Below are 17,216 nucleotides of genomic sequence, written 5' to 3'. Positions count from 1 at the left end.
GATGATCGGTGACAAGAACGGTTCGGCACCTTGCAGAGAGGACGGGCAAACGCTGAAAGCCTGTCCAGGGTTTGGCGAATCGATTTACCACACCGTACGCTTCCTTCTGAACGCATGCGCGATAAGAGTGGACGGAACCGCACGTTACGCGGCTGAAGGCACGCGGATACGCGTGTGAAGTTGGGTGGAACCACGGAAGCGGCAGCGCTCTCGTCCCTTGAGTGATTCAAGGGCGGGGCGCTTTTTTGCATTCTGCTTGAGATGGAGAAGGAGGAATTTAAATGGCGCAGTCAAATGTTTCGATCACACTGAAAGATGGGTCCGTCCGCACCTATGAAGCCGGGGTCACCGTGCAGGATGTCGCAAAAGACATCAGTGCTGGTGTCGCGCGGCAGACGGTGGCGGGAAAGATTGACGGGAAGTTTGTCGATCTGCGTGCGCCGATCGATCGGGATGTAAGTCTGCAACTGGTCATGTTTGATGACAAAGAAGGACTTGAGGTCTACCGTCACACCACGGCGCATGTCATGGCGCAGGCGGTTGCGCGGCTGTATCCTGAGACGAAGTTTGCGATTGGCCCTGTAATTGAAGACGGATTCTACTATGATTTTGCGGATCACGCATTTACGACCGAGCAGTTTCCCGAGATTGAGCGCGTGATGCAAGAGATTATCAAAGCGGATTATCCGATTGAGCGCACCGTCATGTCGCGGGCGGAGGCGCTTGCCTATTTTTCTGAGCGAAATGACCGTTTCAAGGTTGAATTGATCGAGGATCTGCCAGAGTCTGAGACGATCACCGTGTTTACGCAAGGGGAGTTTACAGATCTGTGTCGCGGACCTCATCTCCCGTCGACCGGGAAGATCAAGGCATTCAAACTTTTGAGTATCGCAGGCGCATACTGGCGGGGGGATGCAAAGCGTGAGCAGTTGACGCGGATTTATGCGACAAGCTTTCGCAAGGCGTCGGAGCTTGAGGCGCATCTGGCCTTGCTCGAGGAAATGAAAGAGCGTGATCACCGCAAGATCGGCAAAGAGCTTAAGCTGTTTACGCTCGCCAAGGAAGTGGGACAGGGGCTTCCGCTCTGGCTGCCAAATGGTGCGACGGTCAGGCGCACCATTGAGCGGTACATCGTGGATTTAGAGGAGCGACTCGGCTACAGTCATGTCTACACACCGGTGCTTGGGAGTGTCGAACTCTACAAAATCAGCGGGCACTGGGATCACTATCACGAGGACATGTTTCCGCCGATGGAGATGGACAATGAGGAATTGGTGCTGCGGCCAATGAACTGTCCGCACCACATGATGGTTTACAAGTCAGACATGCATTCGTACCGCGATCTTCCGCTGCGCATTGGGGAGCTTGGCACGATGCACCGTTACGAGATGTCGGGGACACTCGCAGGACTTCAGCGGGTGCGCGCGATGACGCTCAATGACGCGCACATTTTCTGCACGCTCGATCAGGTGAAAGATGAGTTTCAGCGTGTGGTACGCCTCATTCAGCAGGTGTACAAGGATTTTGCGATCACTGATTTTTCGTATCGTCTCTCGCTGCGCGATCCGGCAAACACGGAGAAGTACGTCGCTTCTGACGCGATGTGGGAGCGCGCGGAAGGGATGCTTCGCGAGGTGCTCACGGAGATGGATTTGCCGTTTGAAGAGGCGATCGGTGAAGCGGCATTTTATGGGCCGAAGCTCGACGTGCAGGTGAAGACGGCGCTTGGTAAGGAAGAGACACTCTCCACGGCGCAGCTTGATTTTCATTTGCCGGAACGTTTTGAGCTTGAGTACATCGGTGAAGACGGTCGCGCACACCGCCCTGTCGTCATTCATCGCGGGATCGTGAGCACGATGGAGCGTATGGTCGCTTATCTGATCGAGAATTACAAAGGGGCGTTTCCGCTCTGGCTGGCGCCGCTGCAAGTGCGCATTTTGCCTGTGACGACGGGTCAGGAGGCGTATGCAGCGGAAGTGGAAGAGATGCTTCGCACGCATGGTGTGCGGGTGGAGGTGGATCGTCGGCAGGAGAAGATCGGCTACAAGATCCGGGCGGCGCAGCTCGACAAGATCCCATACATGCTCGTGGTGGGGCAAAAAGAGCAGGATGCAAACGCGGTGTCTGTGCGGCATCGCGTGGAGGGCGACCAAGGCGCGATCGCGGCAAGCGAGTTTGCGAAACGCGTTGCGGAGGAAATTGCGCGTCGCGGGTGAGTTGTGATCGCAGCGCAAATCTGGTATGATCTTTGTGCAAATGCAGTTAAAGCAGAAGCCTGTCTTCTCACCCCGTGATCTCGCATGAGTGTCTATGGGTCGCTGCCTGTCCTGGATATGATGATGGATGGACGATGGCGAGACGTGAGTGCGCGGATGCGAATCCGCGCACTCTTTTGTGATGGCAAGGCAAAAAAGACTGCGGAGGTGTTGAACGATTAGCAAAGAGGACGTACAGATCAACGAAGGCATTCGCGCGCGCGAAGTCCGCTTGATCGATGAAGCAAACGCCCAACTCGGGATTGTCAACATTCGCGAGGCGCTTCGGATCGCGATGGAGAAAAACCTCGATCTCGTCAATGTCGCTCCTACGGCGAAACCGCCGGTCTGTCGGATTATGGACTACGGCAAGTTCAAGTACGAGCAGAGCAAGAAAGAGAAAGAGGCGCGTAAGAATCAAAAGGTTGTCATGATCAAAGAAATTCGCATGACGCCAAACATTGAGGATCACGACTTCGAGACGAAGGTGAAGGCTGCCACCCGTTTTCTCCAAGATGGGGACAAGGTGAAAGCGGCGGTTCGTTTTCGCGGTCGGGAGATTACGCACCCGGCGATCGGGCAGGCCGTCCTTGAAAAGATGGTCAAAGAGTTGGAACCGTATGGGACACTTGAGCGCGCACCGCGCCTTGAGGGTCGCAATATGATCATCATTTTGAATCCCCGTCACAACGCAGAAAAATCATCGTAAGCGCACGTGCGCTGTGGAGGTACACCATGCCGAAAATGAAAACCCATCGCGGAGCTGCGAAGCGCTTTAAGAAGACAGGCTCCGGGAAGATCAAGCGTAATCACGCGTTTACAAGTCACCTTTTTACAAGCAAATCTGCAAAGCGTAAACGTCAATTGCGTCATGCGACGACGATGGCGCCGTCTGATGTCAAACGCATCAAGCAGATGATCACGTATCTATAAAACATCGAACGGCTCACGAGCGGTTGATGAAATGAGAAACACGCACCGGGAGGATTTTACGTATGCCAAGGGTTAAGGGTGGAACGATCACGCGTCGTCGCCACAAAAAGATTTTAAAGTTGGCCAAAGGTTATTTTGGCTCGAAACACCGTTTGTTCCGCACTGCGAACCAACAGGTCATGAAGTCGCTCATGTATGCGTATCGCGACCGTCGCGTCCGCAAACGCGATTTCCGCCGTCTCTGGATTCAGCGGATCAACGCAGCGGCCCGTCAGAACGGTCTGTCGTACAGCAAGCTGATGTTTGGACTCAAGCAGGCGGGGGTTGAAGTGAACCGCAAAATGCTCGCAGACCTTGCAGTCTCGGATGCGCATGCGTTCTCCGAACTCGCGGGTGTCGCAAAAGCGAAACTGCAAGCGTAAAGACTTGAGAGCTGCTGTACTGCGTACGACACGTTTGGCTGTTATATACGCATTTGGCGGCCTGCACGGATCGAGACAAAACCACAGAACCTCATGAGAGAGCTGCGTCCGCGAGTCGGCGCAGTTCCTTTTTTATAGGCTCCTCTTGTGGTTGACCTTGATCCGTGAATGAATGGCGCGGCACACAATTATACAGAGTTCCGAAAGAGGATTCCGGAGGTATTCTCATACCTTTTTTCATAAGCGGACTTGTCGAACATGATATGCTTATGTCGCAGATGTTCGATCGGGTCTATGAGCTAAAGTCAAAATCCAATGTACATAGGAGATGGGCAATGTGAAATATCGAAAGCTCGGCAAGACAGGCTTGAAGGTGTCTGTGATTGGCATCGGCACGTGGCAGTTTGGCGGAGAGTGGGGCAAGGATTTCTCGCAGCGTGAAGTGGATGCGATGATTGGACGAGGGAAGGAACTCGGGATCAATCTCATCGATACGGCAGAGTGCTACGGGGATCACTTGTCGGAGGAACTCGTCGGCGGGGCGACATCGCGCGAGCGGGATCAGTGGGTGATTGCCACAAAGTTTGGGCACAAGTTTAGCGGACATGCCAGTCGAGTCCAACTGTGGACAGCCGATGACATAAAAAAGCAATTGGAGGATTCGCTCAAGGCGCTGCGCACGGATTACATCGACGTGTATCAGTTTCACTCAGGGAGTGACGATTCGTTTCAACAGGATGACGTGTGGACGATGCTCGACAAACAGGTGCAGGCGGGAAAGATCAGGCATTTGGGTATCTCGATTGGCAGTAACGACAATCTCCTTCAAACGGAAAACGCGAGCCGCGTCAACGCGGAGGTGATACAAGTCGTTTACAATCGCATCGACCGCAAACCGGAGGAGCGCGTCTTTCCCTCGTGCGAGCGGCAAAATCTCGGCGTGCTCGCGCGCGTGCCTCTGGCGAGCGGTTTTTTGAGCGGCAAGTATAAGCCGGGAGCTGTCTTTTCAGGGCAGGATGTGCGAGCCAACCGTGCGCAGGAGACGGTTTTGGCGCAATTGAAGCAGGTTGAGGAGATTGCGCGCACAGAGGTTCCAGAGGGTATCGACATGGCGCAGTGGGCCTTGGCGTGGTGCCTCAAGCATCCCGCGGTGACCAGTGTCATCCCCGGTTGCAAGAGTGTCGAGCAGGTGGAGTTTAACGCGAAGGCGGCTGACCTTGACATGGTTTCTTCGCATCACCCGCAGGCGTGGGTGTAACAGGTGGGACGAAATGTGATCGCGTGAGGAGAGAAGTAATGGAAAAATCACTCACATCGCTGCAGAATCCGCGCATCAAGGGATTCGCGGCGCTAAAGGATAAGAAACAGCGAGAGCGAGAGCGACTTTACCTTGTCGAAGGCGTGCGCGCCGTCGACACCTATCTTTCGTGCGGCAACATCCTGCAGACGCTTATCTTTGATGACGAGATCCCCCTGCCAGACGCGGCGCTCGATCTCGTCTTTGCGGCGCGCAAGAAAGGGATCGAAGTGCTTCCGGTCGGCACGAATGCAATCGCCAAGATCGCTGACACCGAGCATCCGCAAGGGATTATCGGCGTGGCGCGCATGGGAGATGCGGACTGGCGCGCCGTCGTCCGTAAAGCGTCTGAGGCAGCCCCTGCTCCGCTGCTTCTCCTTGACGGCGTGAAGGATCCGGGCAATTTGGGCGCTCTTTTGCGAAGCGCACACGCCGTCGGATGCACACGCATTGTGACACTCCCGGGAACAGTCGATGTGTACAGTCCCAAAGTCGTGCGCTCTGCGATGGGATCGCTTCCACACCTGCAGATCGCGCGCATGTCGGGGACTTTTGAAGAACTCGGCGCATGTTTAAAAGAAGAGGGCTATCGCATCATCGGCACGGATCTTGACGGCACTTCGCTCTATGAGGAAAACCTTACGGGAAATCTCGCGCTCTTCATCGGCTCTGAGGCGGACGGGCTTTCGTTTGACGCGAGAGACCTGTGCGAGGGGATGATCACCATTCCGATGCCTGGGAAAACAGAATCGCTCAACGTCGCCATTGCGACATCTGTAATCCTGTACGAGTCACTCCGCCAACGCCTGGCGCAAAGGTAAGGCGTTGTTGACACGGAAATGTGGGCAGCGGATTCGAACCGGTACGCCTTGCGTCAGTGGATGTGAAACGGTATACTTTTCATCAAACTAATGATCGAGAGAGTAACTTCGCGCGCGATGTCCAGGGATGGGACGCCGAGACTGTGAGCGTTCCGCGTCAATGCGAAGTGAAGTTCACTCGTGAAGTGACCGCTGAACGTTTTTGCTTGTAGGCGGCTCCGCGTTTGCGCGTTATGCATGTGAGCACTTCGGCGATGCATGTACCCTGTGCCTCGACGTGAGTGAAACTAGGGTGGTACCACGATTCGACGCGAACTTTCGTCCCTTGACGAAGGTTTTTTTGTTTGATTAAGAGGATGTAACGTGAAGAATGGAAAGCGGCGGTTTGATCTTTTATGCTCAGCGCGACGCTGTATCGTGATGATGGGACAGAGGGAGAGGAATGCGTGTGGAAGAAAACATGAAGGCCTTAGAAAAACGCGCGCTTGAGTCGCTGCAGACAGTGGAGGCTTTGGAAGCGCTCGACGCCTGGCGCGTCATGTATCTCGGCAAAAAAGGGGAGCTTGCCAACGTTTTGCGCGGGCTCGCACAAGTAGACGCTTCGCTGCGACCGCAGATGGGGCAACTCGCCAATGATGTGCGGGATCGCCTGGAGCGCGCCTTCACAGAAAGACGTGACACCATGCAAGAGGCTGAGCGGCAAAAGCGCGAGGCGGCCGAAGCGATCGATGTGACCCTTGATGCGCGCGTAAAACGCTATGGCGCGCCGCATCCGCTGCAATACGTCATTCAAAAAATCGAGGATATTTTTGTCGGGTTCGGGTTCACTGTCGAAGAGGGTCCGGAGGTTGAACTTGATTACTACAATTTTGAAGCGCTCAATCTCCCCAAAGACCACCCGGCGCGCGACATGCAGGATACGTTTTATTTGAGTCCGGACGTGCTCTTGCGAACACATACATCTCCTGTTCAGGCGCGTACGCTTTTGCGGATGGAAAACAATCAACCGTTTCGCATCATCGTGCCGGGGCGCGTGTATCGGCGCGATGACGATGATGCGACACACTCGCACGCGTTCACGCAAGTTGAAGGGTTGGTTGTAGGCGTCGGGATTCGCATGAGCGATCTCAAAGGAATGCTTCTTTCTTTTGCGCGCGAGATGTTTGGGGCGGACCAGGATGTGCGCTTGCGCCCCAGCTACTTTCCGTTTACGGAGCCAAGCGCAGAGCTTGATGTTCGCTGCATCTACTGTGGTGGAAGCGGTTGTGGCACGTGCAAGCACACGGGCTGGATTGAAATTCTCGGCTGTGGGATGGTGCATCCGCGCGTCCTTGAGATGGGCGGCTATGACCCGCAGGTGTGTACTGGCTTTGCGTTTGGCATGGGCGTCGAGCGCGTCGCGATGCTTATGTATCAAGTGGAAGACGTTCGTCACTTCTATGTCAATGACTTGCGCCTGTTGCAGCAATTTTCTGGGCTGGCGCGCTAGGAGGGGAGATACAACATGAAAATCACGTGGAATTGGCTAAATGAGTATGTGGACCTTTCGGATCAATCGCCGCGGCAGGTGGCTGCGGATCTGACGCGCGTCGGCATCCCTGTCGAGTCGATGTGGACATTTGCGCCAGGCGTCTCTGGTGTTGTCGTTGGGTTTGTGGAAGAGGTCGCTGCGCACCCAAACGCGGATCGCATGCGCGTATGCCGTGTGAACATTGGCGCAGCGAGTGTGAGCCAGATTGTCTGCGGCGCGGCGAATGTGGCGGCAGGGCAGAAGGTGCCTGTCGCGACGGTTGGCGCGCTGCTTCCCGGTGGGGCGATTGGGGCGGCGGATAAGCGGGGCGTGCGCTCGGAGGGAATGATCTGTTCTGCACAAGAACTAGGACTCGACGCGAGGCTTTTGCCAAAATCGATGACAGAGGGAATTCTCGTGTTGCCGGATGATGCGCCGCTTGGCGAAGACATTGTCACGTACCTTGGACTTGATGACACGGTGATGGAGCTTGAACTCACGCCGAATCGCTCCGATTGCCTCTCCCTGCGCGGTGTGGCGCATGAAGTGGCGGCGCTTTATGGAAAAACGGTGCACATGCCAGAACCTTTGGCAAAGAAACTGCCGCGCGCGGCTGCATCGCTGCCTTTGCGTGTGGCACTTGAGACGCCGGCGTGTTCGTTTTACGCGACACAGGTGATCGACCAAGTTGTGAATCGCCCGTCGCCGATCACGGTGCAAATGCGTTTATTGGCAGTCGGCGTGCGCCCGATTGACGCGTTGGTCGATGCCACAAACTATGTGATGCTGGAGTGGGGGCAGCCACTGCACGCATTTGATTATGACGCGATCAAGGAGCAGACCATCGTAGTGCGCCAGGCGCGGGAAAAAGAGAAGCTTGTGACGCTTGATGGCCGCGAGCGCGCGCTTGAAACAGACATGATCGTGATCGCTGATCCAGTGCATTGCATCGGGCTTGCCGGCGTCATGGGCGGCGCCAATTCGGAGATTGCAGAAGGGACGCGTCGCGTGGCACTTGAGTCGGCGCGTTTTGACGCGAGACACGTCCGACGAACGGCGCGCGATCTAGGGCTTCGCTCGGAGGCGAGTGCGCGTTTTGAAAAAGGCATTGACGAAGAGGTACTGCTTCCGGCGCTTGCGCGCGCGGTTTCTCTCATCGTTGAGTGGACGGGCGGAGTCGCCGCCTCAGATGTGATTGTGCAAGGTGACGGACATCGCCGCCAACCTGCGCCGATTGTGGTCCGTCCGTCCCGTGTCTGTGATGTGCTTGGTTTTGACATCACCGTCGCGCAGATGCGCGATATCTGTTTGCGGCTCGGGTTTGCGGTGGACGGGGATGAATCGGCGCTGCAGATTACGCCTTCGACGCGCAGGCCTGACGTGACGCTTGAAGAGGATATGATCGAGGAGTTTGCGCGACTTTTCGGCTATGACCGAATTCCTTCTACATTGCCGATCATGCCGCTTGCCGCAGGGCATCTGACGGATGCGCAACAGGTCCGCCGGATCGTTCGCCAGACACTGATGGGTTTTGGGATGCAGGAGGTTTGGACGTATGCGTTACAGAGCCCGCAGGTTGCGCACAGACTGCGCCTGCCGGATGATCACCCGCATGCACAAACGGCGCCGCTTCTCAATCCTCTCTCAGATGAGCGACAGGAGTTGCGGACACTTCTTCTGCCATCGTTGCTTGATGTGGCGAGCTACAACGCAAAGCGCCAGCAAGATGGATTCGCCCTCTTTGAGATCGGCACTGTGTTTGCACCGCGTGCGCTGCCTGTCCGTGAGCTGCCGCAAGAAGAGCGACGGCTGATCGGCCTTTTTGCGGGACTTGAGAGCGTACAAGATCCTCGGCAGGCGGCGCGCAACTACGATTTCTACGACGCGAAGGCGCATCTGCAAGGGGTGTTTGCACGGCTTGGCATCGAAGATGTCACGTATCAAAAAGCGGCGCACCCCTATCTGCACGGCGGAATTGCGGCAGACGTCATTCTTGGCGGTGAAACCATCGGCTATCTCGGGCAGGTGCACGACCTTGTGGCAAAAGCGTTTGACGCGCCTGTGTGCATGGTGTTTGAAATCTCGTTTGACGCGCTTATCAGGCAAGCCAAGCGCGCGCTTGCCGTTACGCCGCTACCGCGTTTTCCGGCCGTAGAGCGCGATTTGGCGTTCGTCGTTTCCCGCAGTTTGCCAGTCCAAAAGTTGCTTGACGCCATCCGTTCCAAAGCGGGGGAGCAACTCGTTTCCGTACGCGTTTTTGACGTTTATGAAGGCGAGCGCGTGCGCGAGAATGAGAAGAGCGTCGCGCTGCGCATGGTGTTTCGCGACACGGCAAAAACGCTGGGTGAAGAGGACATTGCGGCGCGCATCGACGCGATCATCGCAGAAGCGCACACGGCTTGTGGCGCTGTTTTACGCTCTTAGGCAGGATTTTTCTAAAAAAACGCGAATTGGGATGCAGGTGGAGGTGCCGCACGGATGGATTCTGACCCACGAAAACGTGTGCAGGTTGAAATTTTTGGCCATAGTTATCAAGTGAGGGGTTCAAACGACCCGGAGCGAGTCAAACGCCTGGCAGCGCGTGTGGATCAGGTGATGAATCGCATTTTTGAGCAACATCCGCGCTTGGACAGTCACGCGCTCGCCGTGCTTGCGGCACTTAATTTCGCGGAAGAATACGATGCGTTGGCAACCGAATATGACGCGCTGCTCGAAGCTTTGGAGCTTGAGGCGGGCATCAACAACCAGGCAGATGAATCGAAAGGATAAGATCCGTGGATATTGCAGATTATGTCATCTTGCTCGTGCTGCTTTTTAGCGCGTGGGACGGCTATCGCACTGGCATCATCGCGCAGATGGTGCGCCTGCTTGGCACGGTCATCGCCTATGTCGCGGCGTGGCAATTTCACGCGTGGCTCGTGCCGATCGTGACGCCGTGGATCAAAGGGTATGTCATTCACGGCGCGGTCTCTTTGAGAAACATTCCGCTTGTCGGAACGCTGACTGGCGCAAACAACGTTCACTCGGCGGTGACGACGATCGCTGGCGCCATTTCGTTTGGCATCGTGTTTTACGTGTCACTGCTCTTGATTCGCTATCTCGGACATCTTCTGAATGCGCTGTTTTCTCTTCCGGTATTGTCACTTGTCAACCGCATGGCGGGCCTGATCGCGGGAGTAAGTGTCGCATTTGTGTTGATCGCAGTGCTTTTGAGCGTCGCATCGTATATCCCATCCCTGCCTGTGAAGCAGGAGATTCGCCACTCCGCGCTTGCGCCCATGTTTGAGGGGCCTGTCGCGACACTCGCGCGATTAGAGGGAATCAAAACGCCGAAAGCGTAGCGCTGCGACAGCCTTCGGTCAGATTTTTGAGTGAGCCCCGCTATGCTCAAAAAAAAGCGCCTGCGTGACGCGGCAGGCGCAAGGTGTGCGATTACGATTCGACGTGGCGACGCATCGTTGTCGGAACCAACAGATCGACGATGCCGATGATCAGCGATGCGAGAAGCGCGCCAAGAAGGGTCACATGCATGCCTGGCACGATGAACTGCGCAATGTAGATGACAACCGCACCGACAAGAAAACCGACGATTCCACGCCCGTAAGGCGATATGTTGCGACCAAACAATTTCTCAAAACCCCAACCGATCGCCGCAATCACGATGGCGGCGAAGATGGCTGTCCAAAATCCTGCAATATAAAATCCCCGCACAATGTCGCCGATAAAAAGGAGTACAAGCGCGGATACGACGAAACGTACTATGACTCCGAGCATGAGTCATCACCTCCATGGATGTGTGCGTCTAGTGTTGCCAAAGAGCGCACGGTCCTATCCATCATGAGTAAATTGGGAAGTGAAATGGATGAATGAGCGTGTTTTGCGACTGCTCGATTTTTCGCGGATTGTCTCGGAGGTAACGGCGCGCTGTCAAACGCCTTACGGAGAAGAACGCGCTCGCCTTTTGCGCCCTTTTGCAAACATTGTCGACGCGCGGGCGGCGCTTTCGGATACCGAAGAAGGAAGCGTGTACTACCGACTCAAAGGGGAACCTGCTTTTGCGCGCACCGGCGATTTGCGAGAGGTTGTCGCGCGCGCAGGCGTAGGAGGCATTTTGGGCGCCGCGGAATTGTACGCACTTGCAGAAACTTCGCGCAGTGCGCGCCGCCTTGCGCGCATTCTTTCTGAGCTTTGCGAGCGCGCGGATGTGTCGCGCTTTGCCAGACAGTTTGCAGCGCTCGATCTACCCAAAACGCTAGAAGACGAAATTTTTCGCTGCATTGACGAGGATGCGCGCATACTGGATCAAGCGAGCGCGACACTCGCTGATCTGCGTGCAAGCATGCGCAGCGTCACGCAGCGCATGCGCAGATCAATTGATGAAATGCTAAGGTCAACGAGCATTCAAAATTACTTGCAGGATCAAATCGTGACCATTCGTAACGACCGCCTCTGTCTCTCTGTGCGCGCGGACGCGGCGCAGCACGTGCGCGGAATCATACACGATCAGTCGGCGTCTGGCGCCACGTTTTTTATCGAACCGGAACGAGTCGCGGCGCTTGGCAATGAGTTGCGCCGCTATGAGGTGCTTGAAGAGCGTGAGATGGAGCGCATTCTCAGTGAATTGTCGGCGCTTGTGGCGCCGCACACAGATGTGCTTCTCGAAGCGATCGAAGTGATTGGCGCGTTTGATTTTGCGGTTGCCAAAGCGGCTTTTGCGCATGCAGAGCGCGCGATAAAGCCGGAATTGGATGAACGGCCGATCCTTCATCTCGTCCAGGCGCGCCATCCACACCTTGACCGCGCCGTCGCCGTGCCGCTTGACATTCACCTTGGCGAATCGTTTACACAATTGCTCATTACAGGCCCTAACACGGGCGGAAAAACGGTATCGCTAAAGACCATGGGGCTGCTCACGCTCATGGCGCTTTCGGGACTTTTTGTAACAGCTGCAGAGGGCACGCGCATCGGCTGGTTCGATGAGGTGTATGCCGACATCGGGGATGAGCAGAGCATTGAGCAGAGTCTGTCGACGTTTTCCAGCCACATGACCAATATTATTCGCATTTTGCGCGAGGCAAGCTCGTCGAGTCTGGTACTCTTTGATGAGATCGGTGCGGGGACAGACCCAACCGAAGGCGCCTCTCTGGCGATGGCGATTCTTGATGAACTGCGCGCGCGAGGCATTCGGACGGTTGCGACAACGCACTACAGCGAGCTAAAGGCGTACGCATACACCACGCCTGGGACGATCAATGCCAGCGTCTCATTTGATGTGGAAACGCTCACGCCAACGTATCGGCTGGAACTTGGCATTCCTGGAAAGTCGTACGCTTTTGCGATCGCAGAGCGGTTGGGCCTGCCGCAGTCACTTATTGAGCAGGCCAGGGCACGGCTTAAGACGTCAGATGAGCGCGTGGAGGATCTAATCTCTCATCTGACGCGGCGCGTCCATGAAGCGCGTGAGGATCACGAACAGGCGCATCGCGCGCGACAAGATGTTGAGCGTTTGCGCGAACAGTTGGAAGAGCGCGTACGCCTAGAGGAAGAAGAGCGGATGGTGCGCAAGAAAAAAGCGGATGAAGAGATTCGCGCGTACGTCAAGCGCAGTCAGCGCGAGGCAGATGATTTGATCTCAAAGCTCCGCGAGATGGCTGCCTCAGGCGCGGTCAAGGATCATCAACTCACTGAGGCGCGCGCGCGAATTCGTAAGCTTGCCCCTGATCCCACGCTTGATGCGACACCGCGCAAACGGTCTGATGAAACACTCGCAAAAGGCGACGAGGTTCGCGTTCTCTCGCTCGCTGGACAAAAAGGTACGCTCATGTCTGAGGTGGGCAGCGGAGAATGGCTTGTGGCCGTCGGCTCGATGAAACTGCGCGTCAACCGCAAAAACATGGAACTTTTGCGCCGCGCCGAAAAGGTGGAAACGCCCGTCGTCATGCTAAAGCGTGTCAGTGACGGTGTCTCGCCGACGCTTGACGTGCGCGGACAGACCGTGCAAGAGGCGATCGTCGAAGTTGACCGCTACCTTGACAAAGCGGTGCTCTCGGGCTATCACCAAGTGACGATTGTTCACGGCAAGGGGACTGGGGCGCTTCGCGAAGGACTTCTTCTCTATCTGCGCACACATAGGCGCGTTCGCACCTATCGCCAAGGTGGTGAGGGAGAAGGCGGCAGTGGTGTGACAGTCATCGAGCTTGCCTGATCGGACGGATCGCCTGAAAGAGACGGGTTTTGCGCCTCGTCCACCTCGGACAGCGGAACACCCCCGCGCGGATCGGCGCGAGTCGGGATGATCATCTTCCAATCGAGGGGTTCATACTTCTTGTCAAGCTTTGGATCTTGCGGCAGGACGTGGCGGTCGAGAAAAATCATCCAGCGAATCTCAGAAGGCGGTGTTTCTGTGGTTGCGAGTACCCACTGCTGCTGGAAGGATGTCACGGCGATTTGCCGGTGCATCAGGCACACGGACGTCGGCTCGGTACCTTTTGGGAATTCATCCCACTCGTCGTCTCCGGCCGCGATGCAGTAGGGGGATGCGAGCGCGCCTGACTTTGTGCAGACGTGTGCGCGGACAAAGGAGGGATCGGTTGCTCTGATTTTGGCGGCTTGCGCTGTGTGTCCATACGTGCGCAGCGCCTGCGCGATCTCTTTGGTGTGCGCCAAGGCTGAGAACAGGCCGAGTGGGTGACCCGCCAGTGTCCTATGCGGCGCGTCTTTGATCGTGCGAGGCAGGTCATAGCCCATCCAGATGCTGATCGTGAGCGCGTCGTTGTAGCCGATGAACCAAGCGTCTTTGTTTTCGTCCGTGGTTCCTGTTTTGCCCGCCCACGTTCCCGCCAAACTGTGGAGAGGATAAGCGGTGCCGTATGGGCTTGCCAGAACACTTTTTAACATGTCTGTCATCATGTGCGCCGTCGCGCGCGAAAAGACGGGGACGGCGTGTGGATGCGCCTGATAGATGACGTGGCCGTCCCTGTCTTCGATCCGCTCGATCAGGTGGCTTTGTGTATACTTTCCACCGTTTCCAAGCGACGCGTAGGCACTGGCCAATTCGAGTGGACTGACGCCGCCGCGAATCCCGCCGATCGCAAGACCAAGGCTCATCGCGTCTTCACGCGCGAGACCGTGCAGCCCAAGTGCCTCAGCGTATTGGTAGCCGGTTGCGGGGTGAATGGCTTCGAGAATGGAGATGGCAGGTGCGTTATAGGATTGCATCAGCGCATCGCGCACGGTCATGAGTCCGTGGAATTTGCTGTCCCAATTCTTTGGAAACCAGATGTGGTTTTTTGCGTTTGGGTCCGGGAAATTGCGCGGCGCGTCGTCGACGATTGAACCTGGGGTCAAGCGGTGTGCGTCTAGCGCTGGCGCGTAGACAATCAATGGTTTGAGCGCAGAACCTGGTTGACGCAGCGCGAGCGTGTGATCTACTTCGTTTTGCGCAAAATCCCGTCCGCCGCCGATGGCCAAAATCCGGCTGTCTGCAGTGCTTACAAGCGCCACACCCGCCTCCTCGCGCAGCTTTTCTTGCGCAGCCAAAAACAGGCGATCTTGTGCCATGACGTTGTGGACTGCGTGCTGCAAGCGACTGTCGATTGTCGTCACGATGCGCAGCCCTTTCGTTTGGAGTTGCAATTCCGCCTCAAGGGGAGACATTTGCAGCGCATTTGCAATCAAGGCAGGCGCTTCGCGGCTCACCTGGGTCATCACGTAGGGATACATGCTCTCATACGGGGTGGCTTGCAGGGACGCTTTGCTCAGGTGCGCGAGTGGCTGTTCTGCGACGGCACGCCGATACAAAGTGTCTGAGAGCATCTGTAGGTCGTGCATGCGCGAGAGAATGTAGGCCTGGCGATGGGCCAGATGTTTATTGTCTGCACGCAGCGCATAGCGCACAGGATGATTCGGAATGGCTGCGAGCAGCGCCGCCTGTGCTGGAGTCAGATCGCGCGCGTGTTTTCCAAATGCGTGAAGCGCGGCGCTCTCGACGCCATAGACCTGAACGCCGCCCATTTTTCCGAAATAGAGCGCATTCAGGTATTGTAGAAGAATCGTTGGTTTGTTTTCGCGCCGTTCGAGTTCAAGCGAAAGCAGCATTTCCTGTACCTTTCGCTCAATGGTGCGCTGCTGGCGCGGAAAGATCGTCAGTTTGACCAACTGCTGTGTGATCGTCGATCCGCCGCCAACGATGGCGCGCGATTTTACGTCTTGAAACGCAGAGCGCGCAATGGCAGAAAAATCGACGCCGTGATGATGAAAAAAGTCTTTGTCTTCTGCCGCGATAAATGCGCGCGCAAGCCATACGCCTGCATCGCGCAGGGATCTAAGCGGTCGGCGGTCGCCGTCTGCCGCAAAGCAGCCGAGCCACTGATGATCAGCAGAATAGACGAGGGTTGACTGAGAAGTCTCGTTTAACGCGTTTGGATCGAGAATGGGCAGGGTTTTCACGTAGGATGCGGTCAAGGCAAAGGATGATCCTACCGTGAGGGCGAGAATGGATACCAGAATCATCAGACGCGCCCTGCGCCGCTTGCGGGTATTTTTTTTCGGTTTACGCTCGCTGCGACGCTGCATGGGCGCACCTCCTGACAAATCGCATCGCGTGCGATTTCTGGTGAATCTTTGAGGTAGTATGTGCGATAATTGGACGGTAATTCCATGTGAAACGGTGAAAGGGGCAAGAAGGTGTTGGATCTTGAGAAAGAGGCGCTGCGCCAACTCGACATACTTTGTCACGGTGCGGTAGATGTCATTCCCAGAGATGAACTGCTCGAAAAACTAAAGCGTAGCCTTGAGACAAAGACACCGCTGCGCATTAAATTGGGGCTTGATCCGACTGCCCCGGATATTCATATTGGGCACACGGTCGTGCTAAACAAACTTCGTCAGTTCCAGGAATTGGGTCATCAGGTGCAATTGGTCATCGGAGATTTCACGGGACGTATCGGCGACCCGACGGGCAAATCAGAGACGAGAAAGCAACTCACGGAGGAACAGGTGCAGGAAAATGCGGCGACGTACCGCACGCAGGTGTTTAAGGTCCTCGACCCTGAGCGCACGATGCTCTATTTCAACGCGACGTGGCTGTCTCCGCTTCAATTCGCGGATGTGTTGCGGCTTGGCGCGACGGTGACGGTGGCGCGGATGCTTGAGCGGGATGACTTCAAGAAGCGGTTTGGCGAGAATACGCCGATCAGCATTCACGAGCTGTTTTATCCGCTGATGCAGGCGTACGACTCTGTGGCACTGGAAACGGACGTGGAACTGGGTGGGACTGATCAGACGTTCAATCTACTGATGGGCAGAACACTTCAGAAAGAGTACGGCCTGCCTCCGCAGGTGGTGATCACCATGCCGCTGATAGAGGGACTCGACGGTGTTCAGAAAATGTCAAAGAGCCTTGGCAACTACATTGGTGTTGACGATGAGCCAAAGGACATGTACGGAAAGGCGATGTCGATTCCGGATGAGTTGATGGTGAAATACTTGACGCTTGTCAGTGGACTGAAAAAGCCGGACGTGGATGCACTCGAAGCGGGACTCGCGGCTGGAACCGTTCACCCGCGCGATGCAAAAATGAAGCTGGCGCATGCGCTTGTCACGCGTTTTCACGGCGCAGCGGCGGCTGAGCTTGCGCAAGAAGAATTTGTGCGCGTATTTCAAAAGCGGAGCATGCCGGAGGAGATCGAGGGATTTGCGCTTGAGGCAGGACGTGTTGCGCTGGTACCGCTGCTTGTGCGCGCTGGGATGGCACCGTCAAACTCGGAAGCGCGCCGCCTGATTGCCGGCGGTGGGGTGAAGGTGGATGGTGAAACGGTAAGCGACGCGGCGCTTGAGTTTGAGCCGCGTACAGGCATGGTGCTTCAGGTGGGCAAACGCCGCTTTATCAAACTGGATGTTCAAGCGTAGAAACGACGCGCGTTTGACGCGTGCTGAAAAATGTCGGGACTCATGCGGGTGCTTGTCAGCATAGAATGG

14 protein-coding genes are annotated in these 17,216 nt (G+C 56.1%); 12 read left to right on the top strand and 2 right to left on the bottom strand.

The window, feature by feature from the left end:
- Window positions 1-281 precede the first annotated feature (281 nt).
- The 10 genes from thrS to ATW55_RS14660 all read left to right on the top strand — a co-directional run bounded on the left by thrS (window position 282) and on the right by ATW55_RS14660 (window position 10,579).
- Window positions 282-2,216 carry a threonine--tRNA ligase gene (thrS, locus tag ATW55_RS14705; RefSeq protein WP_067719682.1) on the top strand — a complete coding sequence of 645 codons (1,935 nt, stop codon included), beginning with the start codon at window positions 282-284 and terminating at the stop codon, window positions 2,214-2,216.
- A 217-nt stretch (window positions 2,217-2,433) separates the two neighbouring features.
- Window positions 2,434-2,964: a translation initiation factor IF-3 gene (gene infC / locus ATW55_RS14700; RefSeq protein WP_082685896.1), complete on the top strand. Its 531-nt coding sequence runs from the start codon at window positions 2,434-2,436 to the stop codon at window positions 2,962-2,964.
- Between the two features lie 26 nt (window positions 2,965-2,990).
- Window positions 2,991-3,188, top strand: coding sequence for a 50S ribosomal protein L35 (gene rpmI, locus ATW55_RS14695; RefSeq protein ID WP_067719679.1), 198 nt, complete (start codon window positions 2,991-2,993; stop codon window positions 3,186-3,188).
- 62 nt (window positions 3,189-3,250) lie between these two features.
- Entirely contained in the window at window positions 3,251-3,610 is a 360-nt protein-coding gene (rplT, locus tag ATW55_RS14690) for a 50S ribosomal protein L20 (RefSeq protein WP_067719676.1), read from the top strand.
- Window positions 3,611-3,947: 337 nt separating this feature from the next.
- Window positions 3,948-4,868, top strand: coding sequence for an aldo/keto reductase (locus ATW55_RS14685; RefSeq protein WP_067719673.1), 921 nt, complete (start codon window positions 3,948-3,950; stop codon window positions 4,866-4,868).
- 38 nt (window positions 4,869-4,906) lie between these two features.
- A complete protein-coding gene (locus tag ATW55_RS14680; RefSeq protein WP_067719670.1) occupies window positions 4,907-5,728 on the top strand; it encodes a TrmH family RNA methyltransferase in 822 nt (273 codons plus the stop codon).
- 448 nt (window positions 5,729-6,176) lie between these two features.
- The gene (locus ATW55_RS14675) at window positions 6,177-7,217 is read left to right on the top strand and encodes a phenylalanine--tRNA ligase subunit alpha (protein WP_067719665.1); all 1,041 of its coding nucleotides are present in this window, start codon (window positions 6,177-6,179) and stop codon (window positions 7,215-7,217) included.
- A 15-nt stretch (window positions 7,218-7,232) separates the two neighbouring features.
- Entirely contained in the window at window positions 7,233-9,662 is a 2,430-nt protein-coding gene (pheT, locus tag ATW55_RS14670; protein ID WP_067719662.1) for a phenylalanine--tRNA ligase subunit beta, read from the top strand.
- 54 nt (window positions 9,663-9,716) lie between these two features.
- The gene (locus tag ATW55_RS14665) at window positions 9,717-10,007 is read left to right on the top strand and encodes a cell division protein ZapA (protein ID WP_067719658.1); all 291 of its coding nucleotides are present in this window, start codon (window positions 9,717-9,719) and stop codon (window positions 10,005-10,007) included.
- A 5-nt stretch (window positions 10,008-10,012) separates the two neighbouring features.
- Complete coding sequence (locus ATW55_RS14660) at window positions 10,013-10,579, top strand: CvpA family protein (RefSeq protein ID WP_067719654.1); 567 nt, start codon at window positions 10,013-10,015, stop codon at window positions 10,577-10,579.
- A gap of 91 nt (window positions 10,580-10,670) precedes the next feature.
- Here ATW55_RS14660 and ATW55_RS14655 read toward each other — a convergent pair whose 3' ends face one another.
- Window positions 10,671-11,012: a phage holin family protein gene (locus ATW55_RS14655; protein WP_067719650.1), complete on the bottom strand. Its 342-nt coding sequence runs from the start codon at window positions 11,010-11,012 to the stop codon at window positions 10,671-10,673.
- 88 nt (window positions 11,013-11,100) lie between these two features.
- Here ATW55_RS14655 and ATW55_RS14650 point away from each other — a divergent pair, with 88 nt between their 5' ends.
- Window positions 11,101-13,443 (top strand): endonuclease MutS2, encoded by a 2,343-nt coding sequence (locus ATW55_RS14650; RefSeq protein ID WP_153005181.1) that lies wholly within the window; start codon window positions 11,101-11,103, stop codon window positions 13,441-13,443.
- On the opposite strand, the gene ATW55_RS14645 is transcribed toward ATW55_RS14650, so the two are convergent.
- Complete coding sequence (locus ATW55_RS14645) at window positions 13,383-15,812, bottom strand: transglycosylase domain-containing protein (protein ID WP_067719645.1); 2,430 nt, start codon at window positions 15,810-15,812, stop codon at window positions 13,383-13,385. The two genes, ATW55_RS14650 and ATW55_RS14645, sit on opposite strands and share 61 nt — an antisense overlap.
- A 111-nt stretch (window positions 15,813-15,923) precedes the next feature.
- On the opposite strand from ATW55_RS14645, the gene tyrS reads away from it, so the two are divergent.
- On the top strand, window positions 15,924-17,147 hold the full coding sequence (gene tyrS / locus ATW55_RS14640) for a tyrosine--tRNA ligase (RefSeq protein WP_067719642.1): 1,224 nt from the start codon (window positions 15,924-15,926) through the stop codon (window positions 17,145-17,147).
- Window positions 17,148-17,216 lie beyond the last annotated feature (69 nt).

This window comes from Ferroacidibacillus organovorans (assembly GCF_001516615.1).
In the GTDB taxonomy this organism is placed as follows: Bacteria; Bacillota; Bacilli; order Alicyclobacillales; family SLC66; genus Ferroacidibacillus; species Ferroacidibacillus ferrooxidans_B.
This window is presented reverse-complemented; position numbering and strand designations above follow the sequence as displayed.

What these genes read in the sequence shown, in the direction of transcription:
- ATW55_RS14655 (WP_067719650.1), bottom strand. Translation starts at nt 11,012, where the DNA reads ATGCTCGGAGTCATAGTACGTTTCGTCGTATCCGCGCTTGTACTCCTT.
- ATW55_RS14645 (WP_067719645.1), bottom strand. Translation starts at nt 15,812, where the DNA reads ATGCAGCGTCGCAGCGAGCGTAAACCGAAAAAAAATACCCGCAAGCGG.
- thrS (WP_067719682.1), top strand. Translation starts at nt 282, where the DNA reads ATGGCGCAGTCAAATGTTTCGATCACACTGAAAGATGGGTCCGTCCGC.
- rplT (WP_067719676.1), top strand. Translation starts at nt 3,251, where the DNA reads ATGCCAAGGGTTAAGGGTGGAACGATCACGCGTCGTCGCCACAAAAAG.
- ATW55_RS14650 (WP_153005181.1), top strand. Translation starts at nt 11,101, where the DNA reads ATGAATGAGCGTGTTTTGCGACTGCTCGATTTTTCGCGGATTGTCTCG.
- rpmI (WP_067719679.1), top strand. Translation starts at nt 2,991, where the DNA reads ATGCCGAAAATGAAAACCCATCGCGGAGCTGCGAAGCGCTTTAAGAAG.
- pheT (WP_067719662.1), top strand. Translation starts at nt 7,233, where the DNA reads ATGAAAATCACGTGGAATTGGCTAAATGAGTATGTGGACCTTTCGGAT.
- ATW55_RS14680 (WP_067719670.1), top strand. Translation starts at nt 4,907, where the DNA reads ATGGAAAAATCACTCACATCGCTGCAGAATCCGCGCATCAAGGGATTC.
- ATW55_RS14665 (WP_067719658.1), top strand. Translation starts at nt 9,717, where the DNA reads ATGGATTCTGACCCACGAAAACGTGTGCAGGTTGAAATTTTTGGCCAT.